General features: G+C 70.1%; 23 protein-coding genes and 1 tRNA gene. 9 read left to right on the forward strand and 15 right to left on the reverse strand.

The annotated features are described in order from the left end of the window. Nucleotides 1–10: 10 nt before the first annotated feature. The 4 genes from DCE93_RS03125 to DCE93_RS03140 form a co-directional block, all read right to left on the reverse strand. Complete coding sequence (locus DCE93_RS03125) at nucleotides 11–313, reverse strand: hypothetical protein (protein WP_146184930.1); 303 nt, start codon at nucleotides 311–313, stop codon at nucleotides 11–13. A gap of 175 nt (nucleotides 314–488) precedes the next feature. After that, complete coding sequence (locus tag DCE93_RS03130) at nucleotides 489–779, reverse strand: WXG100 family type VII secretion target (protein ID WP_108594596.1); 291 nt, start codon at nucleotides 777–779, stop codon at nucleotides 489–491. A 133-nt stretch (nucleotides 780–912) separates the two neighbouring features. Then, a complete protein-coding gene (locus tag DCE93_RS03135; protein ID WP_108594597.1) occupies nucleotides 913–2,745 on the reverse strand; it encodes a sensor histidine kinase in 1,833 nt (610 codons plus the stop codon). Between the two features lie 31 nt (nucleotides 2,746–2,776). Further along, nucleotides 2,777–3,469: a response regulator transcription factor gene (locus DCE93_RS03140; protein WP_022894322.1), complete on the reverse strand. Its 693-nt coding sequence runs from the start codon at nucleotides 3,467–3,469 to the stop codon at nucleotides 2,777–2,779. 119 nt (nucleotides 3,470–3,588) lie between these two features. Here DCE93_RS03140 and folP point away from each other — a divergent pair, with 119 nt between their 5' ends. Then, nucleotides 3,589–4,461 (forward strand): dihydropteroate synthase, encoded by an 873-nt coding sequence (gene folP / locus DCE93_RS03145; RefSeq protein WP_108594598.1) that lies wholly within the window; start codon nucleotides 3,589–3,591, stop codon nucleotides 4,459–4,461. Beyond that, nucleotides 4,458–5,180, forward strand: a complete 723-nt coding sequence (locus tag DCE93_RS03150; RefSeq protein WP_108594599.1) for a pyrimidine reductase family protein — start codon at nucleotides 4,458–4,460, stop codon at nucleotides 5,178–5,180. The genes folP and DCE93_RS03150 overlap by 4 nt, the downstream gene beginning before the upstream one ends. 13 nt (nucleotides 5,181–5,193) lie before the next feature. Here the strand turns inward: DCE93_RS03150 and DCE93_RS03155 are convergent, their stop codons facing one another. The 3 genes from DCE93_RS03155 to DCE93_RS03165 all read right to left on the reverse strand — a co-directional run bounded on the left by DCE93_RS03155 (nucleotide 5,194) and on the right by DCE93_RS03165 (nucleotide 9,103). After that, nucleotides 5,194–6,837, reverse strand: coding sequence for a DNA repair helicase XPB (locus DCE93_RS03155; protein ID WP_108594600.1), 1,644 nt, complete (start codon nucleotides 6,835–6,837; stop codon nucleotides 5,194–5,196). A gap of 121 nt (nucleotides 6,838–6,958) precedes the next feature. Then, nucleotides 6,959–8,821 carry a helicase-associated domain-containing protein gene (locus DCE93_RS03160; RefSeq protein WP_108594601.1) on the reverse strand — a complete coding sequence of 621 codons (1,863 nt, stop codon included), beginning with the start codon at nucleotides 8,819–8,821 and terminating at the stop codon, nucleotides 6,959–6,961. Between the two features lie 9 nt (nucleotides 8,822–8,830). Next, nucleotides 8,831–9,103 (reverse strand): multidrug ABC transporter ATPase, encoded by a 273-nt coding sequence (locus DCE93_RS03165; RefSeq protein ID WP_108594602.1) that lies wholly within the window; start codon nucleotides 9,101–9,103, stop codon nucleotides 8,831–8,833. A 109-nt stretch (nucleotides 9,104–9,212) separates the two neighbouring features. On the opposite strand from DCE93_RS03165, the gene DCE93_RS03170 reads away from it, so the two are divergent. Both DCE93_RS03170 and DCE93_RS03175 read left to right on the forward strand, forming a co-directional pair. Continuing rightward, nucleotides 9,213–9,593 (forward strand): cold-shock protein, encoded by a 381-nt coding sequence (locus DCE93_RS03170; RefSeq protein ID WP_108596561.1) that lies wholly within the window; start codon nucleotides 9,213–9,215, stop codon nucleotides 9,591–9,593. Next, complete coding sequence (locus DCE93_RS03175; protein ID WP_108594603.1) at nucleotides 9,586–10,302, forward strand: DUF3027 domain-containing protein; 717 nt, start codon at nucleotides 9,586–9,588, stop codon at nucleotides 10,300–10,302. The genes DCE93_RS03170 and DCE93_RS03175 overlap by 8 nt, the downstream gene beginning before the upstream one ends. Here the strand turns inward: DCE93_RS03175 and DCE93_RS03180 are convergent. Further along, the gene (locus tag DCE93_RS03180; protein WP_108594604.1) at nucleotides 10,275–10,541 is read right to left on the reverse strand and encodes a DUF2530 domain-containing protein; all 267 of its coding nucleotides are present in this window, start codon (nucleotides 10,539–10,541) and stop codon (nucleotides 10,275–10,277) included. The two genes, DCE93_RS03175 and DCE93_RS03180, sit on opposite strands and share 28 nt — an antisense overlap. A 5-nt stretch (nucleotides 10,542–10,546) precedes the next feature. Next, nucleotides 10,547–11,662, reverse strand: coding sequence for a phosphoserine transaminase (gene serC, locus DCE93_RS03185; protein ID WP_108594605.1), 1,116 nt, complete (start codon nucleotides 11,660–11,662; stop codon nucleotides 10,547–10,549). 71 nt (nucleotides 11,663–11,733) lie between these two features. Between serC and DCE93_RS03190 the strand changes: the two genes are divergently transcribed. The 4 genes from DCE93_RS03190 to DCE93_RS03205 all read left to right on the forward strand — a co-directional run bounded on the left by DCE93_RS03190 (nucleotide 11,734) and on the right by DCE93_RS03205 (nucleotide 15,449). Beyond that, complete coding sequence (locus DCE93_RS03190) at nucleotides 11,734–12,426, forward strand: iron-dependent transcriptional repressor DtxR (protein WP_108594606.1); 693 nt, start codon at nucleotides 11,734–11,736, stop codon at nucleotides 12,424–12,426. Between the two features lie 204 nt (nucleotides 12,427–12,630). Then, nucleotides 12,631–13,488 carry a C40 family peptidase gene (locus DCE93_RS14680; protein ID WP_235825303.1) on the forward strand — a complete coding sequence of 286 codons (858 nt, stop codon included), beginning with the start codon at nucleotides 12,631–12,633 and terminating at the stop codon, nucleotides 13,486–13,488. A 360-nt stretch (nucleotides 13,489–13,848) separates the two neighbouring features. Next, nucleotides 13,849–14,346 (forward strand): HNH endonuclease, encoded by a 498-nt coding sequence (locus tag DCE93_RS03200; RefSeq protein WP_108594607.1) that lies wholly within the window; start codon nucleotides 13,849–13,851, stop codon nucleotides 14,344–14,346. 239 nt (nucleotides 14,347–14,585) lie between these two features. After that, on the forward strand, nucleotides 14,586–15,449 hold the full coding sequence (locus DCE93_RS03205) for a CHAP domain-containing protein (protein ID WP_108594608.1): 864 nt from the start codon (nucleotides 14,586–14,588) through the stop codon (nucleotides 15,447–15,449). A 49-nt stretch (nucleotides 15,450–15,498) separates the two neighbouring features. Here the strand turns inward: DCE93_RS03205 and DCE93_RS03210 are convergent, their stop codons facing one another. Next, a complete protein-coding gene (locus tag DCE93_RS03210; RefSeq protein ID WP_108594609.1) occupies nucleotides 15,499–16,539 on the reverse strand; it encodes a lactonase family protein in 1,041 nt (346 codons plus the stop codon). Between the two features lie 133 nt (nucleotides 16,540–16,672). Between DCE93_RS03210 and DCE93_RS03215 the strand changes: the two genes are divergently transcribed. Then, nucleotides 16,673–16,744: transfer RNA gene (locus DCE93_RS03215), tRNA-Arg, on the forward strand. Nucleotides 16,745–16,821: 77 nt separating this feature from the next. On the opposite strand, the gene DCE93_RS03220 is transcribed toward DCE93_RS03215, so the two are convergent. The 5 genes from DCE93_RS03220 to DCE93_RS03235 form a co-directional block, all read right to left on the reverse strand. Continuing rightward, the gene (locus DCE93_RS03220; protein WP_108594610.1) at nucleotides 16,822–20,163 is read right to left on the reverse strand and encodes a DEAD/DEAH box helicase; all 3,342 of its coding nucleotides are present in this window, start codon (nucleotides 20,161–20,163) and stop codon (nucleotides 16,822–16,824) included. Nucleotides 20,164–20,271: 108 nt separating this feature from the next. Next, on the reverse strand, nucleotides 20,272–20,967 hold the full coding sequence (locus DCE93_RS03225; protein ID WP_108594611.1) for a TMEM175 family protein: 696 nt from the start codon (nucleotides 20,965–20,967) through the stop codon (nucleotides 20,272–20,274). 73 nt (nucleotides 20,968–21,040) lie between these two features. Next, complete coding sequence (locus DCE93_RS03230; protein WP_108594612.1) at nucleotides 21,041–21,313, reverse strand: hypothetical protein; 273 nt, start codon at nucleotides 21,311–21,313, stop codon at nucleotides 21,041–21,043. After that, nucleotides 21,310–21,474 carry a hypothetical protein gene (locus DCE93_RS14530; RefSeq protein ID WP_165906118.1) on the reverse strand — a complete coding sequence of 55 codons (165 nt, stop codon included), beginning with the start codon at nucleotides 21,472–21,474 and terminating at the stop codon, nucleotides 21,310–21,312. The genes DCE93_RS03230 and DCE93_RS14530 overlap by 4 nt, the downstream gene beginning before the upstream one ends. Nucleotides 21,475–21,602: 128 nt before the next feature. Continuing rightward, nucleotides 21,603–22,649: an ATP-dependent DNA ligase gene (locus tag DCE93_RS03235; protein WP_244284229.1), complete on the reverse strand. Its 1,047-nt coding sequence runs from the start codon at nucleotides 22,647–22,649 to the stop codon at nucleotides 21,603–21,605. Nucleotides 22,650–22,723 lie beyond the last annotated feature (74 nt).

Below are 22,723 nucleotides of genomic sequence, written 5' to 3' on the forward strand. Positions count from 1 at the left end.
GACGCCGCCGTCAGATGTGGTGCATTCCGGGGTGCGGCTTGCCCGGATCGTTGCGGATGAACTTGCCGTGACGTTCGGCCGCATCGTGTTCGTCGGGATGCTCCTCGGTCGAGGTGTAGTCGCCGACGACCGACTCGTCATCGGACACCCCGTCGGTGCGCGTGTACTCACCGGCCACCGTGCGCTCGTGCGGCTCTTCGCCGTCGACCTCGGTGTAGCTGCCCTCGAGGTCGTCGGTGGGTTCGACCGCGTCGGCGGGCAGGCCCGCCTCGTCTGGTGACTGCCGGTCAGCGGGTCGGTTCGATTCGGACATCATCGCTCCCTCACTCGTAGGTCGGGGCGCCGTCATCGGGGCGACGTCTCGCTTCCATGCTATGCGCCTGCGCGCCGAGGGTGAATGGCCGTTCTGCGCGTTCAGGCCGCTCTTCGTGCACGAGACCATCGAAACCGGGCTTCAGGAGGGCGCTGAGCGGCCGCGAACCGGCGTGTCAGCGCAAGAAGAGGCGGGCGTTCGACTGCTCGGCGTCGGAGTACTGCACGGCCGCGACTCCGAGGGCGCGATTCAGGCCGGCGAGGCTCTCCTCGACCTGGAGTTGGGTGGCGCGCCAATCGGCGACGGCGCCCTGGAAGGCGGCGGAGGCCTGACCCGACCAGGACGACTGCAGTCCGGTGAGCTGCCCGAGCAGCGAGGCCACTTCGGATTGGATGCGCCCGATCGTGCCCTGCACGGTCTGGGTCGCGGCGGACACCTGCTCGGCATCGACCTGGTAGACGGCCATCTCGGCCCCTTTCGTTCGGTGTGTGTTCACACGCTACGGAAGGGACGCGCGCGCCGACCTGGTCGGAGCCGCGGTCGGGGGAGGCAGCGGTCTCACGCCGCCTGTGGAGGCAGAGTGACCGGGCGGGACGGGTTCAGTCTGCGGCGACCGGTTGCGGCGCCGCGGCCGACCCGGCGAGCGGCAGCGAGACGCGGAACGTCGCCCCGCCGCCGGGTGTCTCCACGACGTCGACCGTGCCGTTGTGCGCCGAGACGATCGACGAGACGATCGCGAGGCCGAGTCCGGACCCGCCGGTCTCACGCGTGCGCGAGGTGTCGGCACGCCAGAAGCGCTGGAAGATCTTCTCCCGGACCTGCGGGGGGATGCCCTCGCCGTGGTCGACGACCTCGATCATCGCGCGCTCCGCCGACTCGTCGACGGAGATGCGGATCTCGATGGGGCTCTCGGGTGCCGTGAACCGGATCGCGTTGCCCATCAGGTTCGTGATCACCTGGCGGATCTTGTTCTCCTCGGCGAGCACCACCGTGCGGCGCACCGGCTTGCGCGTGACCTCCACGGCGGTCGTGCTCGCGGTCGGCACCGCCGCCGTCGGTGACGTGGCCGCCGAAGACGACGCCGACGCCGCTGCGCGGGCGGCGCGCTTCGACGTGGAGGGCGACCCGCCCCCCTTCGAAGCCGCGCGCCGGCTGCCCGTCGAGGTCGTGGCTTCACCCTTCGGGCGACGCCCGCGCAAGCGCGCGAGCGTGGCACCCGCGAACGAGATCGGACCGGTCAGCGTGGTGGGGCGGTCGGAGACGGCATCGAGCTCGACCTCGAGATCGGGGGCCGGCCCGCCCGTGGCAGCCGCTTCGCTCAGGTCTTCGGGCGCGATCACCGTGATGACACGGTCGGGGTGGGCGGCCATCGTGTCGAGGGCGGCGTCTCTGGCGAGCGGCACGAGGTCGACCTCGGTCAGTTCGAGCGGCTTCGCCTCATCGAGCCGGGCGAGTGCGAGCAGGTCTTCGACCAGGCCGCCCATGCGGATGGCCTCCTTCTCGATGCGCTCCATCGCCTGCCCGACCTCTTCGGGCGTCTGCAGGGCGCCCATGCGGTAGAGCTCGGCGTAGCCGCGCACCGAGACGAGCGGCGTGCGCAGCTCGTGCGAGGCGTCGCCGACGAAGCGACGCATCTGGTCGATCGTGCGTGCGCGATCGCGGAACGCCCGGTCGATGCGGTTCAGCATCGTGTTGAGGGAGCGGGTCAATCGCCCGACCTCCGTGTTCGGCGTGGCACCGCCGAGGCGCTGGCTGAAATCGCCGTCGGCGATGGCCGCGGCGGTGCGCTCGACCTCGCGGAGCGGCATGAACGTCGTAGTCACGAGCATTCGGGTGAGCAGGGCGCCGACGAGCACGACCCCGAACCCGAACCCGAAGAAGATCGTGAGGTACATCGCGAGCAGCTGCTCGTTGTCCTTCGAGGAGACTGCCACGATGATCGGCGCAAGGTTGCCGTGCTCGTCGGCGTACATGAGCGCGGTGACGGCCCGGAACGTCGGATTCCCGTCGCCGTCGCGCAGTGTGAAGACCTCGTACCCGTCGGCGTTCCTCGCATCGACGAGTGCCGTGGTGAGCGTCTCGGGCAGTTTCGGAAGCTCGGATTCGTCTCGATCGCCCCAGTTGCTGTTCTCGAGCTTGCCCGTCTGCTCGTCGTAGACGGCGACGAACACGTCGAGGTCGGGCCGGAACGTCAGGTCGTTGAGGTCGTCCTCGTCGCTCGGCACCCCGTTCTCGTCGGTCATGTACTTGCGGAGGTCGCCGGATGCGATGGCCTCGAGCTTGTCTTTGACCTGCGCGTCGACGTACGAGCGGAGCATCGCCGCGGTGCCGATTCCGGAGACCAGGAGCCCGAGCGTCAGCATGAGCACGGTGACACCCGTGATCTTGGTTCGCAGTGAGATGCGGTTCCACCGCTCGGAGATCTGATTCATGGCTGGCCGAGTCTAGGTGGCGGTTCCTGAGTCAGGGCTTTGAGGACTTCAGCATGTAGCCGAATCCGCGTTTCGTCTGGATCAGCGGCTCCGCCGAGTGCTGATCGAGCTTGCGGCGCAGGTACGAGATGTAGCTCTCGACGATGCCGGCGTCGCCGTTGAAGTCGTACTCCCAGACGTGGTCGAGGATCTGCGCCTTGGAGAGCACGCGGTTGGGGTTCAGCATGAGATAGCGAAGCAGCTTGAACTCCGTGGGGGAGAGCTCGACGGGCACGTCGCCGACGAGCACCTCGTGCGTGTCCTGGTCCATCGTGAGCTCGCCGGTGCGGATCACCGCGTCTTCTTCGGCGTGCATCGTGCGGCGGAGGATCGCCTTGATGCGTGCGACGATCTCGTCGAGGCTGAACGGCTTGGTGACGTAGTCGTCGCCGCCGACCGTGAGGCCGGTGATCTTGTCTTCGGTGTCGTCTTTCGCGGTGAGGAACAGGATCGGGGCGGTGTAGCCGGCAGAACGCAAGCGCTTGGTGACGCCGAAGCCGTTCATGTCGGGCAGCATGACGTCGAGGATGATGAGGTCGGGCTCTTCCTCGAGCACGGCCGAGATGGTCTGTGCGCCGTTGCCGACGGCGCGCACCGCGAATCCGGCGAAGCGGAGGCTGGTCGTGAGGAGGTCGCGGATGTTGGGCTCGTCGTCGACGATGAGAATGCGTGGTCCGTCGCTCATGTGACAATTCTCTGCGCATCAGCTGGAACTTGGCTGAATATTCTTCGAGGGTTGCGAAACACGGTGCGTCGGACGTCACGCGCTGGGCGCGTCGCAGCGGGCGTGGAAGACTCGGCAGCATGGCGAATGCTGCACACGTGATCCGGCGCATCGGCCCGCGCGAGTTCGACTTCGCGCGCGAGGTCGCCGTCATGGCGATCGTGAATCGGACCCCCGACTCGTTCTACGACCGGGGGCGCACCGAGGCGCTCGACGCCGCCGTCGACGCCGCGACCCTGGCGATCGAGCAGGGCGCCGACTGGATCGACGTCGGGGGTGCGAAGTTCGCACCGGGCCCGGCGATTCCGCCGGCCGAGGAGATCGATCGGGTGGTTCCGGTCGTCGCCGCGCTCGCCGGCTCGGGCGCCGTCATCTCGGTGGACACGTTCCATGCCGAGGTGGCCCGGGCGGCGATCGAGGCGGGCGCGCATGTCGTCAACGACACGACCGGCATCCACGACCCGGCCATGGCCGACGTCGTCGCCGAGACGGGGGCGACGATCGTCGTCACGCACAGCCTCGCGAAACCCCGTACACCGTACCCTTCTCCGCGGTACGACGATGTCGTCGCCGAGGTGTCGGCGTTCCTCGCCGAACGCGTCGCCCTCGCCGAGTCGCGGGGCGTGGCATCCGATCGCATCATCGTCGACCCGGGCCACGACCTCAACAAGCACACGCTGCACTCGCTCGAGCTGACCCGTCGACTCGGCGAGATCACGAGTCTCGGGTATCCGACCCTCGTGGCGCTCTCGAACAAGGACTTCGTCGGTGAGAGCCTCGGCCGGCCGCGGGAGCAGCGCATAGAGGGTTCGATCGCGGCCGCCGTGTACTGCGTCATGCGGGGCGCCCGCATCGTGCGGGTGCACAACGTGCGCGAGACCGTCGACGCGATGCGCATGGTCGCGGCGATCGAGGGCTGGCGCGAGCCGGCCTTCCTGGAGCACAACCGATGAGCGCCGAGCCGCAGGTGCTCGACCGCGATGACCTGCTCGCGGCCTACGCGCTGCCCGAAGACGAGGCGCGGCGGGTGCGCATGAACTTCGTCTCGAGCCTCGACGGCGCGGCGACCGTCGAGGGGCGCAGCGGAGGCCTCGGCGATGCGAACGACCGGCTCGCGATGCAGGTGCTGCGCACGCTCGCCGATCTCGTGCTGGTCGGTGCCGGCACCGTGCGCGCCGAAGGCTATGCCGGGCTGGCAGTGGGCGAGGCGGATGTCGCATGGCGGGTCGCCCGCGGACTGCCCGAGCAGCCCCGCTTCGCCGTGATCTCCTCATCGCTCGAGCTCGACCCCGAGTCGGCGCTCTTCACGGAGGCTGTGACGCGCCCCATCGTCGTGACCCACGCGGCGGCTCCCACCGCGCGACGTGCGGCGCTCGAGCAGGTGGCCGACGTCCTCGTCGTCGGTGAGCGTGCCGTCGACGTGAGCGGCATGCTCGACGTGTTCGCCGAGCGCGGGCTTCGCCGGGTGCTCTGCGAGGGCGGGCCGCACCTCTTCGGCTCGCTGCTCGAAGCCGACCTCGTCGACGAGCTCTGCCTCTCGCTCAGCCCGATGCTGGTCGCCGGTTCGGCCGGGCGCATCGTGCGCGGCGTTCCGGAGTTGCAGCGGAGGATGCGCCTCGTGCACGCGATCCCCGCCGGGGATCTGCTCCTGCTGCGCTATCTGCGCGACTGAGGGCGAGCGCGGGTCACGCCGCTTCGAGCGAGTGCGCGTCGAGGATCGTGTAGCTGTAGCCCTGCTCGGCGAGGAACCGCTGCCGGTTCTGCGCGAAGTCCTGGTCGACGGTGTCGCGGGCGACGAGCGTGTAGAAGTTCGCACTGAGGCCCGACTCCTTGGGTCGCAGGAGCCGCCCCAGTCGCTGCGCCTCCTCCTGGCGTGAGCCGAACGATCCGGAGACCTGGATCGCGACCGTCGCCTCGGGCAGGTCGACCGAGAAGTTCGCGACCTTCGAGACCACGAGCACGGGCGTGCGCCCGTCGCGGAACTCCTGGAACAGCCGCTCGCGCTCGTCGACGGGCGTCGAGCCGGTGAGCTGCGGGGCGCCGAGCGCCGTCGCGAGCTCGTCGATCTGGTCGAGGTACTGGCCGATCACGAGGATGCGCTCACCGGCGTGCTTGGCCACGAGCTCTTTCACGACGCCGAGCTTCGCCGGCGCGGTCGCGGCGAGCCGGTAGCGCTCGTCGTCGGCGGATGCCGCATAGCTGAGCCGCTCGGACTGCGGAAGGTCGATGCGCACCTCGTAACAGGCGGCGGGCGAGATGAAGCCCTGGGCCTCGATCTCCTTCCACGGCGCGTCGAACCGCTTCGGCCCGATGAGGCTGAAGACGTCGCCCTCTCGACCGTCTTCGCGCACGAGGGTCGCGGTCAGGCCGAGCCGGCGCCGCGCCTGCAACTCGGCGGTGAGCTTGAAGACCGGCGCGGGCAGCAGGTGCACCTCGTCGTAGACGACGAGCCCCCAGTCGAGTGCGTCGAGCAGGGCCAGGTGCGCGTACTCGCCCTTCCGCTTCGCGGTCAGGATCTGGTACGTCGCGATCGTGACGGGCTTGACCTCCTTCACCTGGCCCGAGTACTCGCCGATCTCGTCGGCGGTGAGGCTCGTGCGCTTCAGCAGTTCGTCGCGCCACTGGCGGGCCGAGACGGTGTTCGTCACGAGGATCAGCGTCGTGGTCTTCGCGGTGGCCATCGCGCCGGCGCCGACGAGCGTCTTGCCGGCGCCGCAGGGCAGCACGACGACCCCCGAGCCGCCGTCGAAGAAGTTGTCGATGGCCTTCTGCTGGTAGTCGCGCAGGTGCCAGTCGGCCTGCTCGAGGTCGATCTGGTGGGGCGTGCCGGGCGTGTAGCCGGCGAGGTCTTCGGCCGGCCAGCCGAGTTTCACGAGTTCCTGCTTGAGGGCGCCGCGGGCCCACGCGGCGACGAGGAAGCTCTGGTCGTCGAGGCGCTCGGCGAGCAACGGCGCGATGCGCTTCGCGGAGGCCACCTCGGTGAGCACTGCGATGTCGTCGCTGTGCAGGCGCAGGGCGCCGTCGTCGGTGCGGTCGACCACGAGGCGGCCGTAGCGGCCGACCGTCTCCCGCATGTCGACGGCGACCGTCTGCGGCACCGGGAACTTCGCGTACCGTTCGAGGGTCGCCAGCATGTCATCGGCGTCGTGACCGGCGGCCCGGGCGTTCCACAACCCGAGGCGGGTGATGCGGTACGTGTGCATGTGCTCGGGGGCCCGTTCGAGCTCGGCGAACACGGCGAGATCGTGCCGGGCGTCTTCGGCGAGCGGATGCGCGACCTCGAGGAGGACGGTTCGGTCGCTCTGCACGATGAGTGGGCCGTCTGACATAGCGGTCCAGTCTACGCCCGGTTCACCGGAGAGGGGCCGGGCCGGGCGCGAAGCCTCCGGGCCGGGCACGAATGCTCCCGGGTAGAGGCGCGAATCCGCCGGCTGCCCGACCTCGAATCCTCTAGCTGCCCGCCGGTGCAGGCGACACGGCCGCGATGGCCGACAGGGGGAGCGTGCGCTCGATGTCGGCCTTGCGGTCGCGGGCGCGGAGCCGCCCATTGGCCACGCTCGCCGGGGCCAGCAGGTAGTCGGCGGTGTCGCCGCTCGGCATTCGCACGGTGACCGTGAGCGTCTCCTTCGAACGAGCCGCCGCCTCGAGCTGCCGTGCCAGCCAGGCCTCTTCGGTCGGACCGCCCTCGCCCTCGGCGAGCACGAGGTCGAGTAGCGCTTCGATCGGGTCGGTCTTCGGGGCGGGCTCGGGTGCCGCCGCGAGGTGATGCCTGCGCAGCCGGATGATGTTGCCGGCCGCGTCTTCGGCGGCCACGGGGTACCGGGCGTCGGAGAGCGCCCAGAACACCACCTCGGGGGCGAACCGGGAGAGCAGCCGGTGCGGGCCGGTCTGCCGCAGGCCGATCGAGACGAGCGACTGGTCGACGGCGAGGGTGCGCACGAGCTGCTCGTCGTCGGAACGGACGGCGGCCCGCGCCGGGGCGTCCGCCGGATCGGCCAGGGCGACCCGGAGCGAACCGAACCTCGAGGCCGCTTCGCCCACGAGATAGGCGAGCGGCTGCGGGATGCCCGTGAGCGAGAGCCGGCCGAGGAAGTCGAGGATGGAGTCGGCCGTCTCGCCGGCCGCGAGTCCGCGGTTGAGGGATGCCGCGCTCACCCGATACGTCGAGGCGAGGTCTCGGCCCTCGACGTCGGCGAAGCTGCGCAGCCTGGCATCGAGCGCGGGTTCGAGCGGCCCGGGCGAGACGATCGAGAGGTCGTGCTGCAGGTAGACCTTGTCGACCTGGGCCGGGAACTGCGCCGACAGTCGTGCCGCGGCCTGATCGAGTTCGCCCGCCAGCACGAGCAGGGCGGTCGGCGCCGGCTCGCCCGCGACCGCGAGTCCGAGCGCTTCGGCCTCGTCGATGAGACGTTCGAGTCCCTCGTCGAGCCAGTGCCCGCCCGCGGGGTAGAACCAGCGCACGTCGTCGCGCAGGGTGCTCGCCGTGAGCGACTCGCTGCGGCGGGCCACGAGTTCGCGCAGGGCCTCGGGGATGCGGTCGCGCCAGCACTCGGCCAGGCGCCGCCACCGGCCCTCCGCCGACTCGAGCGACCACGCCGCCCCGGGCTCCGACTCGAGCCAGAATGCGCCTTCGCGCACCACGAGCCCGGCCTCTTCGGCGCGGTGGAAGAGCCGAGGCAGGCCTTCCAGCGCGATACCGCTCGCCTCGGCGAGTCGCTTCGAGTCGGGAAGCGCGAGGCCACCCTTGGCGAGCTCCCGTGCGGGCTGGGTGCCGAGCGCGGCGAGTACTTCGGCGGTCGCAGCGACCGTCGCGTACGCCGTCTCGGCGGCACGCCGATCGATCATGGTGCGATCGACGTCGTCGGCGGAGACGAGCACGGGCGGGGCGGGCGTCGCGAGTTCGGCCACGGTCGGCAGGTCGTCGCCGAGTCGCGGCGCGACCCGCGCGTTGACCGCCGTCGGAACGTGGATGCGGTCGTCGACGCGCACCACGAGCAGCAGATCGGTCAGTGCGTCGAGCAGTTCGCCCGCGGCATCCGACAGCTCGGCGGATGCCGCGTGCCGCTCCAGCTCGCGACGGACCGCCTCGACCGTGGTGTCGCCATCGGCCGTCAGCTCGACGGCGGTCGCGAGCACGGCGAGCCGGCGGCGGTCGAGACGGCTCACCGCCTGGTCGATGGAATCGGGCGCCAGCACGACCTCGGCGAGGTCGAAGAGGTCACGCACTCCGGAGGTCTCGAACTCGCGCGAATGCAGTGCTGCTGCGAGGGAGTCTCGCGACAGCCCGCGGAGTCGTGCGGCGAGCTCGAGCATCGTGTCGGGTCAGCTCGATCCGGCTCGGGTGGAGCGGGCTCGGCGGACGCCGTTGACGATGAGCAGTGTGATGAGGAGGAGGAAGGCGATCGGCAGGCCGAACCACGGCAGCATCGTGACGATCGGCCAGACGCCCGAGCCCATCTCTTCGCGGGTCACGCCGGAGAAGGTGCCGATCATCACCGCGAAGAAGCAGATGATCGAGAGACCCACGACGGCGGCGAACATGTAGGCGAGAACGCGCTCGGCGCGATTGTCGGTGATGGGGCCGGGATCGCTCACACCTCCAGAATAGGCCAGCCGACCGACTTGCGGGTGTTCGGGAGCCGTAGACTGGCGACGGACGGCGCAGCGGTTCAGCGCGCCTGCAGACATGAGCGAGGTTCATACGATGCCCACCGGCAAGGTCAAGTTCTACGACGAGGAAAAGGGATTCGGCTTCATCAGCTCCGATGACGGCCTGGAGGTCTTCCTCCACGCATCCGCACTCCCCGCCGGCGCGACCGTGCGTGCGGGCAGTCGCCTCGAGTTCGGCGTCGCCGAGGGCAAGCGCGGCGCGCAGGCCCTCTCGGTGCGTGTGCTCGATGCGCCGGTGAGCCTCACGAAGATCAACCGGAAGCCCGCCGACGACATGGCGATCATCGTCGAAGACGTCGTGAAGGTGCTCGACGGCATCGGAGCCGACCTCCGCCGCGGGCGGTACCCCGAGAAGTCGAAGGCACGCACCGTCGCCGCGGTGCTGCGCAAGGTGGCAGACGATCTGGATGCCTGAGCAGACGGAATCCGAGAACCCGTCGGTCGTCGTGGCCGACGAGGTGCTGCTGTCGTCGGTGGATCTCGCCCGGCGGGCGCTGCTCGAGGTCACGGCTCCCGAGACCGTCGGATCGGTCGTCGGTCACCTCGTCGAGGGTGAGCACGTGCTGACGCTGCTCTTCGCCTCCGATCTCGGCGGCTACCCCGGCTGGCGCTGGAGCGTCACGCTCTCGCGTGCCGACGACGACGCTGAGGCGACCGTGCTCGAGACCGAGCTCATGCCCGGCGAGACCGCGTTGCTCGCGCCCGACTGGGTGCCGTGGTCGGAGCGACTGGCCGACTACCGTGCCGCGCAGGATGCCGCCGCCGCCGGCGACGAGTCGAGCGACGGTGAAGACGGGGCCGAGGCCGTCGACGACGAGCACGACGACGATGATGACGAGCTCGACGACGAGCTCGACGATGACGACGACGACGACGATGACGACGACGACGACGACGATGACGACGAGCTCGATGACGTGCACGTCGACGATGTCGACGACGAGTTCAACGGCATCGACATCGACGCGCTCGACCTGTCGGGCCTCGACGAGGGCGAGACCGACGAGGGCGAGACCGGCGAGGGCGAGACCGGCGACGACGATTCAGTCGACGGGGAATCGGGCGGCGACGAGACCGACGAGGATTCGGGCGACGATCAGTCGATCGGCCGCGCCGGCGCCTGACGCGCCCGTCGTCTGATCACCTGCACGACCGCGAGACCGACGAGGCCGAACGCGATGCCGGTGACGGCGGCCGCCGCGAACCACCAGAGTCCGGCCGACTCGAGCGGTTCACGGGAGACGAAGCAGGCGACGAGCGCGACGACCCACGCGAGCGTGCCCGCGAGCACGGCCTTGCGGGCGTCAGCTCTGGCCGGCGCCGGGTCGGGGCGCCGTTCCTCTTCGCTCAGCCAGAGCCGCATCGCGGTCAGCCGATCTGCGACAGTACGTAGTCGATCGAGGCGGTGAGGGCCCGAACGTCATCGGGTTCGATCGCGGTGAAGGTCGCGACGCGCAACTGGTTGCGGCCGAGCTTGCGGTAGGGCTCGGTGTCGACGATGCCATTAGCACGAAGCACCGAGGCGAGCGCCGCGGCATCCGTCGTCTCGTCGAAGTCGATCGTGACGACGACCTGCGAGCGGTGCGCGGGGTCGGCGACGAACGGGGTGGCGATCGAGGTGCGCTCGGCCCAGTCGTAGAGCACCGACGACGACTCGCGCGTGCGAGCGTCAGCCCAGGCGAGCCCGCCGGAGGCGTTCATCCAGTCGAGCTGGTTCTCGAGCAGCAGCAGGGTCGCGAGCGCGGGGGTGTTCAGGGTCTGGTCGAGACGGGAATTGTCGACCGCGTTCTTCAGCGAGAGGAACTCGGGGATGTAGCGTCCGCTCGCCGCGATGCGCTCGACGCGCTCGATCGCCGCGGGGGAGAACAGGGCGAACCAGATGCCGCCGTCGGAGGCGAAGTTCTTCTGCGGGGCGAAGTAGTAGACGTCGAACTGCGACGGGTCGACCAGGATGCCACCCGCTGCGCTCGTGGCGTCGATGACGGTGAGCGCGCCCTCGTCGCCGGCGACACGGGCGACCGGGGCCATCACTCCCGTCGACGTCTCGTTCTGCGGCCACGCGTAGACGTCGATGCCGTCGAGGGGGGCGGGCTCGGCCCGCGAACCCGGCTCGGCCTTGCGCACGTCGGGGGCGGCGAGCCACGGTGCCGCTGCGGCCGCCGCGAACTTCGCACCGAACTCGCCGAACGACGCGAGCTGCGCGCGCTGCTCGATCAGGCCGAATGCGGCCGCGTCCCAGAACGCCGTCGAACCGCCGTTACCGAGCACGACCTCGTAGCCGTCGGGCAGCTCGAAGAGTTCGCCGAGCCCGCTTCGGACGCGGCCAACGAGCTGCTTCACGGGGGCCTGCCGGTGCGAGGTGCCGAGGAGCGAAGGTCCGACCTCGGCGAGGTGCGCGAGCTGCTCGGGGCGTACCTTGGAGGGTCCGCAGCCGAAGCGTCCGTCGACGGGCAGCAGGTCACGGGGAATCACGATGCTCGGCATGCGTCGAGTCTAGCGAGGGGGTGCCGCCCGCTAGGCTGGAAGACGGGCTGTGACAAACGGGAGGATGGCGCGTGACCGACTTGATCGACACCACGGAGATGTACCTCCGCACGATCCTCGATCTCGAGGAGGAGAACATCGTGCCGCTGCGGGCGCGCATCTCCGAGCGGCTCGGCCATTCCGGCCCCACCGTATCCCAGACCGTCGCCCGCATGGAGCGCGACGGCCTCGTGGTCGTCTCCGGCGACCGGCACCTCGAGCTCACCCCCGAAGGCCGTTCCAAGGCCGTGCACGTCATGCGCAAGCATCGACTCGCAGAGCGGCTCCTCGCCGACGTCATCGGCCTCGAGTGGGAGTTCGTGCACGACGAGGCATGTCGCTGGGAGCACGTCATGAGCGAGCAGGTCGAACGCCGCCTCATCGAGATCCTCGGCAGCCCCCGCGAGTCCCCGTACGGCAACCCGATCCCCGGCCTCGAAGAGCTCGGCCTTCCGCCGGCCGACCCGTTCATGTCGGGCGTGGTGAACGTCGTCGAAGCAGTCGATGCGAGCCAGGCGCCGGTTCGCGGCATCGTGCGGCGCCTCGGCGAGCCGGTGCAGTTCGACCCCGAGCTGCTCGCCCAGCTCAAGCATGCCGGCGTGATCCCCGGGGCCTCTGCCTCATTCAGTCGCGCCGGCGGCTACGTGCTCGTCGAGGTCGACGGCGTCGACGGCGGCCTCGAGCTGCCGAGCGAGGTTGCCGGCCACCTCTTCATCGCGAAATGACCTGATCATGGCCACGCCGTGACCAGAATGTGACATTTGGGCCTACCTCGCGTAGTCTCTTTCGAGTCCGCCGGCGAGAAGCCAGTCGGAGGACCAGGGTCGAGACGCCTCCCAAGCCCACCGCTCGATCAAGTACCCGTAAGCGCCGCTGCGCGCATCCGGTGGGGTGACATTCGTTGTCGTGGGGCGACGGAGGTACACATCTTGGCTCGATTCTCCCGGCGTCGTCTCACCAGAAACCACGCTCGCGGGGCTGCTACGAAGGCGATCATCGCCGCGAAGGCGCCCGTTTCCCCACGCATCGCCCAGCCCGACGCGGCAGCTCGCGTCACCGCACCGCTGCCGTCGTCTCGGCGTCTGCGTCGCGGCCCGCTCGCGAACGTGCTCGTCATGACGGTCGCCGCCGGCATCGTCGGCACCCTGGCGATCCCCGCCTACGCGTTCGCGCCGGGTTCGGCCGGTCCGCAGTTCGCCCAGACCGACGTGACGAAGCTCACCAAGGCCGAGGCGCAGTCCGTCGAGGTGACCGACGACGTCATCGCGGCGCCGGTGACGAAAGACGGCTACGCCGCCGTCACGGGCGCCGAGATCAACGCCGCTGCCGAGGCTGCCGCTGAGGCCGAGGCGGCCCGAGTCGCCGCCGAGTCCGCGATGACCTCGTACGCCGCCTCGTACTCGGGGCCGTCGGTCGGCGACTTCCTCGCGAACCCGCCGTACCCGAACTTCGACCTCGCGAGCGTCTACGGCGTCGCCACGCAGTACATCGGCACACCGTACGTCTACGGCGGCGCCACTCCGGCCGGTTTCGACTGCTCCGGCTTCGTGATGTACGTCTACGCGCAGTTCGGCGTGGGCATGCCGCACTCCTCGGCGGGTCAGGGAGCCATGGGCACCCGCATCTCCGAGGCCGACGCGCAGCCCGGCGACCTCGTCATCATGCCCGGCCACGACGGCTTCTACGCAGGCAACGGCATGATCCTGCACGCGCCCTACGAAGGGGCATCCGTTCGCGTGCAGCCCATCTGGACGAGCGACTACTACATCGTGCGCATCGGCATCTGATCGGTGAACATCGCGTAACACAAGACGTGAATGGCGCGCCGGAAGTTCCCGGCGCGCCATTCGTGTTCTAACCTGAGACCCTGACGATCCGAGAAACCGGGCAGGGGAAGCCGATGGTCAAGTCGCGCAGCATCCATTCCACGGGTGCGCGCGCGCTCTTCGATCAACGGCGCAGCAGTCAATCGAGCACGAACCGGGCGAACGCTCCGACGGGCACTGTCATCACGACGGTGCCCGTTCTCTGTTTTCCGGGCCTTTCGAGCCGACCGCCGATGCTGCCACTGCTCGCCCGGCACACGCTCGGACCGCCGATCCGTTCACGCGGCTGGAAGCCATCCAGCCCCGATCGAAAGGCACTCCATGCGCACACTGGTGCTCAATGCGGGGTATGAGCCGCTCGCCGTCGTCTCGTTCAAGCGGGCGCTGCTCCTCGTCATGAATCAGAAGGCCACCGTCATCCGGCACGACGAGGGCAACCCGGTGTGCGCGGCCAGCGGGTCGTGGCAACGGCCGAGCGTCATCCTCCTCACGCGGTACGTTCGCGCCCCGCACCTGAGCCAGGCGCCAGTGAGCCGACGGGGCGTGCTTCGCCGCGACGATCACCAGTGCGCCTACTGCGGCCGTTCCGCAGCGACGATCGACCATGTCCTGCCGCGTTCTCGCGGCGGCCGCGACACGTGGGAGAACCTCGTCGCCTGCTGCCTGCGATGCAACAACACGAAGAGCGACCGCACGCCGGCCGAGATGGGCTGGGAGCTGCGCTTCACGCCGGGCCGCCCGAACGGGCGCAACTGGGTGGTGCGCGGTTTCGAGCGGCCGCTGCCGCAGTGGGACGAGTACCTGGCGACCGCCGCCTAAACGAGTCGTGACAAGAGCCCGACCCGTGCCATAGGGTGGTACGAGTCGGGCGCCCCCAGAGTCGCCGACACCCGAGAAGCCACTCCGTTCCGGGCTGCACTGCGGCCTTCGAGCGGTGCCCGGAGGTTCAGCTGTTGAACGGTGACGAGACGAACGACGCAGACGATCGCCCGCGCTCCACGCGTCGTTCAGCTGACCGAGGTCGAGCGCGTCGAAGCGCCGCTCCGGCGCCGAGGCGGTTGAAGACGGGCAAGGGTCGAGCGGGAGCCGCGCCCTCCGCCGCCATCGATGCGCACGCCGTCGATGCCCATGCCGTCGATGCCCCTGCCGACATCGCGAAGGCAGTGGCGCGCGCTCCGCGCACCACCACGCGCCGCAACAGCCCGATGCGCGTCTTCGCGACCGTGATCGTCGTGCCGGCGATCGTCGGCACCGTTGCGCTGCCGGCCTACGCGTTCATGCCGGGCGGCGAGACGTTCGGGGCATCCGGTGCCTTCAGTCTCAGCAAGGCCGAGGCGCAGGACGTCGAGGTCTCCTCGCTCGCGAGCGGTGCCCCGCTGTCGAACGATGCCTACTCCGTCGAGACCAAGGCCGACATCGAAGCGGCCCGTCTCGATCAGGAGTCCAGGGACAAGGCGGCCTGGGCTGCGAACCTCGCCTCACGCGGTTCGGGAAGCTACGCCGTCTACACGGTCAAGGCCGAGGGCGACGACTACCCTTGGTGGGACCAGACGCCCGATGACTACGGCGGAGGGCTCTCGCCGCTGCGCTACTACTTCCGCGAGTGCGTCGACTTCGTCGCCTGGCGCTTGAACCGTGATGCGGGCGTGACGAGCGCGCCGTGGCGCTGGGACTGGGGCAACCTCGCGTCGGGCAGTGCGTACGCCTGGGCCGACGCCTGGGCGAGTCGCGGCTGGCCGACCTCGAGCGAGCCGGTCGTCGGCGCTGTCGCCTGGTTCCCCTACAACCACGTGGCCTACGTGCAGTCGATCAACAGCGACGGCACCGTGAACATCGAGGAGTACAACCAGAACTCCGACCACTCGTACCACCGCCGCACCATCCCGGCCGGTGATGCGTTGTACCTCTACCCACCCGGCTGAGTCGTGTACTCACCCGGCTGAGTCGCCGGTCGCGGTCGCGCGGTGCTGCTCAGACCCGCGCGAGGCAGGCGGGCGCCGGGGTTTCGACGACGCCCACGACCTCGGTCGGCACGCCGTCGGGGTCGAGCGCGACGACGGCGATCGAGTCGGAGCCCTGATCGGCGACGAGCGCGAACCGCTCGTCGTGCGTCACCTCGAGGTCGCGCGGGTGCCGCCCGCCGGTCGGGACGGTGGCCACGAGTTCGAGCGTGCGGGCCTCAGCGTCGAGGCGCAGGCCGCGCAGGGCCTCGGCGTCGCGATCGCCGATGAGCACGATGCCGCCCTGCGTCAGGCGGATCGCGGAGCAGCCGAGGCCGCGCGGCTCGACGTCGTCGCCGATGGAGAACCAGGCCACTTCGCGCCCCTCGGCCAGGTCGATGACGCTCGCGGTGCGGTCGAGCTCGTTCGCCGTGATCGCGAGGTCTCCGGCGATCACGAGGTGACGGGGACCGGCGCCGGCGTGCATCGCGATGTCGGCCGCATCATCGTGCGCGAGGGTCGCGGGCAGGCCATCGAGGGCGAGCACCCGAATGCGGTCGGCGCCGAGGTCGGGCACGAGCAGCCGGTGTCTCGCCGAGTCGACGACGGCCTGGTGCGGGTGCGAGGACTCCTGCCGCTCGTGGTTCGGACCGGTGCCCGTGAAGTCGGCCGCGAGCACGACGTCGGCTGCGGCATCCGGGCCGGATCGGTGCACTGAGAGCCGAGCGCCCGAGTAGTTCGCGGCGAAGATGAGCTCGCCCGCTTCGTCGAAGGCGAGATGACACGGGTCGGCCGCGCCGGTGACGCCCGGTCGGCCGAACGGTGCGACGGTGTCGCCTTCGAGGGTCCACGTGGAGACGAGACCGTCGGTGAGCTCGTGCACGATGCCGAGCAGGCCGCTTGCGGGGGAGATCGCGAGGAACATCGGGTTCGGTCCGACGTCGACCGGCTCGCCGAGCGCGACCGTGCCGTCGGCGGCGACATCCAGGGGGCGGATGCCTCGCGCCACCGATCCCAGAGCGCCCGTCGTCGACGCGCCCACCCAGAACCTCGTGCCCGTCGACTCGCTCATGCCGCCCCGTTCTGCGGCCGTGCCGCGGTTCGTCGTGGCGCACGTGCGCCGCAGAATACGCTACCGCGAGCCGGTACAGATGGGAGCCTCGAAGTACAGCGGCGACTATCGCAGGACGTAGACTCTTACGGCCGCCCCCGTAACTCAGGGGATAGAGTGCCGACCTCCTAAGTCGGAAGCGCAGGTTCGAATCCTGCCGGGGGCACCGTGATCTGCGAGTGAACGCGCGCCGCCGACGTCATCTGCGCGGCGAAGACGACGGTCGCGACGATGCCGAGCGGCTCACCCGTCGAGCAGGCCCCGGATGTCGTCGGCCGTGAGGGACTCGCTGAAGAGCTCGCCGTCGTCCATGAGGGAGGAGACGAGCTTCGCCTTGCGCGCCTTCAGTGCCATGACCTTCTCTTCGATCGTGCCCTCGGCGACCATGCGGTAGACGTTGACCGATTTGGACTGCCCGATGCGGTGCGCCCGGTCGACGGCCTGGGCTTCGCTCGCGGGGTTCCACCACGGGTCGAGGAGGAAGACGTAGTCGGCCTCGGTGAGGTTCAGGCCGAAGCCGCCCGCCTTCAGGCTGATCAGGAAGACCGGCGCGTCGCCCTCGCGGAACGTTCCGATGACCTCGGCCCGCCGCGTCGTCGATCCGTCGAGGTACGCGTACGGCACCCCCGCGGCCTCGAGCCGGGCGGCGGCCAGTTTCAGGAACGAGGTGAACTGGCTGAAGACGAGCGCCCGATGCCCTTCGGCGACCACTTCGTCGAGTTGATCGAAGAGCGCGTCGAGTTTCGCCGACGGCACCTCGGCGTACTGGTCGGCGTCGATGAGCCCGGCGTGCAGGCTCAGCATGCGCAGCAGGGTGAGCGAACGGAACACGGTGAACCGGTTGCGGTCGAGATCGTCGATGAGGCCGAGCAGCTTCTGGCGCTCGAGCTGCAGGAAGGCGTCGTAGATGCGCTGGTGCTCGGAGTCGAGCTGAACGGTCAGCACCTGCTCCTGCTTCGGCGGCAGCTCGGGCGCCACGACCTCCTTCGTGCGGCGCAGCATGAAGGGGCGGATGCGGCGGCGCAGCGTCGCGAGCCGCTCGGCGTTGTGGTCGTTCTCGATCGGCCGGGCGAATCGCTCGGCGAACCCCCGGCCCGAGGGGAACAGCCCCGGAGCGACGATCTTCAGCAGCGCCCACAACTCCATGAGGTTGTTCTCGACGGGCGTTCCGGTGACGGCGAGGCGGAACGGCGCACGGATGTCGCGGGCCGCGGCGTTCGCCTTCGATGACGCGTTCTTCACGAACTGCGCCTCGTCGAGCACGAGCCCGGCCCATTCGACGCCGGCGAACTCGGGGGCGTCGAGGCGGAGGATCGCGTAGCTCGTCACGATGATGTCGGCGCGCCCCGCGACATCCGCGAGTCGCGTGCGGCTGGCCGCTCGGGTGGCGGTCACCGATTCGACCCGCAGCCCCGGCACGAACCGCGCGGCCTCGCTCGCCCAGTTCGAGACGACGGAGGTCGGGGCGACGACGAGGAAGGGGCGACGCTCGGAGTCACCGGCGGTCTCGTGCGCGTGCGCGATGAGCGCGAGCGTCTGGGCGGTCTTGCCGAGGCCCATGTCGTCGGCGAGGATGCCGCCGAGCCCGTGCCGGTACAGGAACGCGAGCCAGCGGTAGCCCGCCAGCTGATAGGGGCGCAGCTCCATCGCCAGCCCTGACGGCGGCGCGATCTCTTCGACGCGGTCGGCCGCGCGGAGGCCGGCGACGGTCTCACGCCAGGCCACCGCGGTCTCGGACTGGTCGGCGAGGTCTTCGAACTCCGCCCAGAGGCTCGTCTGGTAGCGGCTGATGCGCAGCCCGACCTCCCATTCGCGCAGTGACCCGGCCTCTTCGATGAGCTCGCGGAGCGGGTCGAACACGGGCTGCTTGAGCGACAGGTAGCTGCCGTCGATGAGCAGGAGCTTCGCTCGGCCCTTGGCGAGCGCGCTGAACAGGGGCCCGAACGGCACCCGCTTTCCTTCGACGGTCACGACGACGCCGAGGTCGAACCAGTCGGTGCGCTCGCTCTCGACGGTCGAGACGGTGAGCTTCGGCGCCTCGACGAGTTCGCGATACGCGGGCGGGTCGCCGATGACCTCCACCCGCAGCCGATCGAGCTCCTGCAGGCGGGCGAGCAACCGGGCCGTGAACTCGGCACTCGCGAGGCCCCGGAGCGTCGCCTCCGCGCGCAGCTTCGGTTCCGTGCCGGGCATCACCGCGGGCAGCCCGGCCGGGTCGTCGGCGAGCAGGGCGGCAGCGGATGCCGCGACGAGCCGCTCGCGCTCGGGATCGTGGAACTCGGCGTCGGGCGAGTCGAGCGCGAAGCGGCGCCCGCCGTCGGCCTCCCACTCCCACTCGAGGCGCAGCACATGGTGGGGCTCGTGATGCATCGTGACGACGAGCGTCGCCGGCGGCAGCTCGGGCAGCGCGAAGCTGCTGTCGCCGCTCGTGAGTCGCAGCGAGCGTGCGATCGTGGCGTACTGCTCCTCGACGAAGGCCGCGACCTCGGTGGACGGCACCACGATCGGTGATCGACGTCGCACCGCTGCACGGCCGGCCGGAGTGAGCGGGGCGGCGAGCGGCGCGAGCGTGATCGTGCCGCGGGCGAAGTCGTACGCATAGACGCCGTGGTCGCCGATGAGCCGCACCTGCTCGGCCGAGTGCGCCGCCCCGCCGACGATGACCGACGGGGTGAGCACGAGGTCGGATTCGACGGGACCGGGCCTGCGGGCATCGAGCCCGATCACCGCGCCGCCCTCGATGCCGATCGTGGCGCGCGACGTGGTGCCGACGAGGGCGATGCCGAGGCGGGGCGCCGCATCGAGCAGTGCCCAGAGGGTGCGGCTCTCGTATTCGTCGAGCGAGATCCATGCGGAGCCGTACTCGGCGAACGCGGAGTGCCGGGTGCCCTTCAGCATCGAGAACTCGGCGAACCATCGGGCCTGCGCCGGATCAAACCCGCCGGCCCGGCCTTGGAAGCCGACGTTCTGCCAGGTGAGGTTCCCCTTGATCCAGCCGCCACGGGTGCCGCGGGTCACCGGGCGCACGGCGAGCCGGTCGACGGATGCCGCGGTCGAGGCCGGCTCGTCGCGCGCGGCCTGCCGTGCGCTGGCTCGACGGGCCACGCGCTCGCGCAGCTCGAACTGCAGCGCCAACGGCTTGCGCGCTGCCGTGGCATCCGCGTCGCCAGGCCCGTCGACGTTGCCGGCCAGAGCCGCCAACTCGCCTCGCCAACCGGCGACCGCCGCGCTCGCCGTATCGCGTGCCGCCGACTCGGCCTCTTCGGCGCGCTCACGTCGGTGCCGCTCGGCAGCCGCGAGCAGCGTCGCCGCGACATGCTTGCAATTGCGGCCGACGGGGCACGTGCACGCCCCGGCGAGGATCGTGGCCCGCCCGGGCATGCCGAAGTCGAGCTTCACGTTCGAGCGGTACGGCTCGGGCGCGGTGCCGCGAACATCGGCGCTCAGCCGGAAGTGGGCCGGGTCCCACATGAGCGAGACGACGGCGCCGGCGCGCTCCGCCGTACGGCCCCTGCTGAGGTTCAGCGGACCGACGAACCTCGCGATCGCGAGCTCCTCCACGAACGGGTACGTGTCGACGGTCATCCGTCAATCGTCGCACCCTGCGCCGACACGATCGCACACGTGACGGTCATGGCGGTGGCGGTGGCGGTGTCGCCGGGGGAGCGACCGGGTCGTACGGACGCGAGCGCGTCAGTCGCTCGCGCTGCCGGCCGGATGCGACTCGGCCGACGCACGGATGCGCGCGATGCGGCGCTCGGCCCACCGCCCGCTGAGCGGGCCGATGACGATGAGGAGCAACCAGGAGTAGCGCGCCCAGTCGGCGCCGAAGACGTAGGCGATCGGGATGGAGGCGAGGAAGATCGCGGGCGTCGTCAGCGTGTCGACGAACTTGACGGTGTCGGCCCGGCGCGGGAGGGGATCGCGCAGCACCCCGTCGCGGCGCGCGATGAAGAAGACCGCGGCCTGGGCGAACACGGCCGCGCTGATGTTCACGGCGTACACCGAGACGGCGAGCGGCTGGTCGGCCGTCTCGGCGTCGCTGATGCCCTGCGTCGAGAAGGGGATGAGCACGACGAAGGCGATCGCCACGAGGTTCGCGGTGATCACCGCGGGCGTGATCGCGCTGAAGCCCGCGACGATGCGGTGGTTGGCCCGCCAGAACACCGCGATCACGGCGAAGCTGATGCCGAAGCCGAGCAGCTGCCAACCGAGCCCGCTGTCGAAGAGGGTCGCGACGTTCGCCCAATCGGACGCCGGCGGGGGATCGATGTTCACGACGAGCAAGGTAAGTGCGATCGCGTAGACGGCGTCGAGGAAGGCGAACGTTCGTGCGAACTCGATGCTCTCGCGCTCGTACCGCCGCGCGTCGACGGTTGCCCTCGACATACCGCGATTCTGCGCCACGGCCGACTGCGACGGCGTCCGACCCGCCGCAGGTCGCCGCCGCCGCGGAATCGCGTCAGTGCCAGTCGACCGAGTGCATCCAGCCGGCGATGTACGCGCGCTCGTTCTCACCGAGCCGCACACCGAGGCGCGGGCCGTGACCCGGGTCGAGTTCGCAGAGTTCGAAGATGCGGCGCACGACGACGGCGCGAAGGGGCGCGTCGACGTTCTCCATCACTTCCATCTGCAGGGGACGTTCCAGCATCGGCCACCAGAGGCCGATCGGGGGGAGACCATGCATGCGCTGCGCGCTCGCGTCGTGTGCAGGGTCGTCGAGGACCGAGCTCATTGCGCATCCTCCTCGAACGTGCGCCCCGTCTCGGGATCGCGCACGACCGACCGTTCGTCGGCGTCGGCGTCTTCCTCGGCGCGTTGGTGCTGTTCGGCCGCGTCGACGGCCTGATCGAGTTCGTCTCCCGGGCTCGAGACCGACGGGTCGTTGTCGCTCATGGGTGTGCTCCTCGTTCGAATCGGCCGCAGCATCGGGGCCGGCATTATCGAACATACGCGCGACCTCATCGCGCTGGAAGGGATTGACTTTCGCGTCGCGCATGCTAGCGAACGGCGGTGCGAAGGACTCAGCCGAGCACGTCATCGAGGTCGTAGGCGATCGGGCGTTCGATCTGCTCGAAGGTGCACGAGCGCGGCTCTCGGTCGGGCCGCCAACGCTCGAATTGGGCCGTGTGCCGGAAGCGATCACCCTCCAACTGGTCGTAGCGAACCTCCGCGACGAGCTCGGGGCGCAACTGCACGAACGAGACGTCGCGGCCGGAGGAGAAGCGGCTGCGCTCGGTGTCGCCGGTGACCGCTCCGCCGTCGTCGTCGCGAACGATGTACGGCTCGAGTTCGTCGATGAGCTCGAGTCGCCGGGCATTGCTGAACGCCGACATGCCGCCGACATTGCGGAGCCGGCCCTCGTCGTCGTAGAGGCCGAGCAGGATCGAGCCGACGCCCGTTCCCGACGCGTGGATGCGATAGCCGATCGCCACCACATCGGCGGTGCGGTGGTGCTTGGCCTTCAGCATCACGCGCTTGCCCGGCGAGTACGGCGCAGCGAGCGGCTTCGCGACGACACCGTCGAGCCCGGCCCCCTCGAACTCCTCGAGCCAGCGCCGGGCGAGTGCGACGTCCGTCGTGATGCGGGTCAACCGGATCGGGTCGCCGATGCCGCCGACGAGCCGTTCGAGCGCGGCTCGGCGCTTCGAGAACGGTTCGTCGAGCAGCGAGACCCCCTCGGCCTCGATCAGGTCGAAGGCCACGAACATGGCGGGCGTCTCGCGGGAGAGCAGTTCGACCCGGCTCGCGGCCGGGTGGATGCGCTGGGCGAGCGCCTCCCAATCGAGGCGCGCCCGCCCGGTGCGCGCCGTCGAGATGACGATCTCCCCGTCGAGCACGCACGGCCCGGGCAGCAGCCTCGTGAACGCCTCCACGAGCTCCGGGAAATACCGGGTGAGGGGCTTCGCCCCGCGGCTGCCGATCTCGACGTGCTCGCCGTCGAAGACGACGATGCCGCGGAAGCCGTCCCATTTCGGTTCGTAGGCGAGGCCGCCGTCGACCGAGTCGGGGGCGGGCACGGTCGGCACGGCCTTGGCGAGCATGGGGGCGACGATCTCGTGGGGCGCCATGGCCACAACGATAGGGCGGGATGCCGCGACTGGCGAGGGCTCGAGGCATCCGTTGGCCCGGCGAATCGGCGCGG

This window comes from Agromyces badenianii, assembly GCF_003070885.1.
Taxonomy (GTDB): Bacteria; Actinomycetota; Actinomycetes; order Actinomycetales; family Microbacteriaceae; genus Agromyces; species Agromyces badenianii.

Excerpts from the sequence above, each read along its gene's own strand:
- DCE93_RS03170 (WP_108596561.1), top strand. The coding sequence starts at position 9,213 with ATGCCCACCGGCAAGGTCAAGTTCTACGACGAGGAAAAGGGATTCGGC.
- DCE93_RS03180 (WP_108594604.1), bottom strand. The coding sequence starts at position 10,541 with ATGCGGCTCTGGCTGAGCGAAGAGGAACGGCGCCCCGACCCGGCGCCG.
- DCE93_RS03210 (WP_108594609.1), bottom strand. The coding sequence starts at position 16,539 with ATGAGCGAGTCGACGGGCACGAGGTTCTGGGTGGGCGCGTCGACGACG.
- DCE93_RS03155 (WP_108594600.1), bottom strand. The coding sequence starts at position 6,837 with ATGTCAGACGGCCCACTCATCGTGCAGAGCGACCGAACCGTCCTCCTC.
- DCE93_RS03130 (WP_108594596.1), bottom strand. The coding sequence starts at position 779 with ATGGCCGTCTACCAGGTCGATGCCGAGCAGGTGTCCGCCGCGACCCAG.
- DCE93_RS03125 (WP_146184930.1), bottom strand. The coding sequence starts at position 313 with ATGTCCGAATCGAACCGACCCGCTGACCGGCAGTCACCAGACGAGGCG.
- DCE93_RS03225 (WP_108594611.1), bottom strand. The coding sequence starts at position 20,967 with ATGTCGAGGGCAACCGTCGACGCGCGGCGGTACGAGCGCGAGAGCATC.
- folP (WP_108594598.1), top strand. The coding sequence starts at position 3,589 with ATGGCGAATGCTGCACACGTGATCCGGCGCATCGGCCCGCGCGAGTTC.
- DCE93_RS03160 (WP_108594601.1), bottom strand. The coding sequence starts at position 8,821 with ATGCTCGAGCTCGCCGCACGACTCCGCGGGCTGTCGCGAGACTCCCTC.
- DCE93_RS14530 (WP_165906118.1), bottom strand. The coding sequence starts at position 21,474 with ATGAGCGACAACGACCCGTCGGTCTCGAGCCCGGGAGACGAACTCGAT.
- DCE93_RS03150 (WP_108594599.1), top strand. The coding sequence starts at position 4,458 with ATGAGCGCCGAGCCGCAGGTGCTCGACCGCGATGACCTGCTCGCGGCC.
- DCE93_RS03235 (WP_244284229.1), bottom strand. The coding sequence starts at position 22,649 with ATGGCGCCCCACGAGATCGTCGCCCCCATGCTCGCCAAGGCCGTGCCG.
- DCE93_RS03200 (WP_108594607.1), top strand. The coding sequence starts at position 13,849 with ATGCGCACACTGGTGCTCAATGCGGGGTATGAGCCGCTCGCCGTCGTC.
- DCE93_RS03230 (WP_108594612.1), bottom strand. The coding sequence starts at position 21,313 with ATGAGCTCGGTCCTCGACGACCCTGCACACGACGCGAGCGCGCAGCGC.
- DCE93_RS03140 (WP_022894322.1), bottom strand. The coding sequence starts at position 3,469 with ATGAGCGACGGACCACGCATTCTCATCGTCGACGACGAGCCCAACATC.
- serC (WP_108594605.1), bottom strand. The coding sequence starts at position 11,662 with ATGCCGAGCATCGTGATTCCCCGTGACCTGCTGCCCGTCGACGGACGC.
- DCE93_RS03135 (WP_108594597.1), bottom strand. The coding sequence starts at position 2,745 with ATGAATCAGATCTCCGAGCGGTGGAACCGCATCTCACTGCGAACCAAG.
- DCE93_RS03175 (WP_108594603.1), top strand. The coding sequence starts at position 9,586 with ATGCCTGAGCAGACGGAATCCGAGAACCCGTCGGTCGTCGTGGCCGAC.
- DCE93_RS03220 (WP_108594610.1), bottom strand. The coding sequence starts at position 20,163 with ATGACCGTCGACACGTACCCGTTCGTGGAGGAGCTCGCGATCGCGAGG.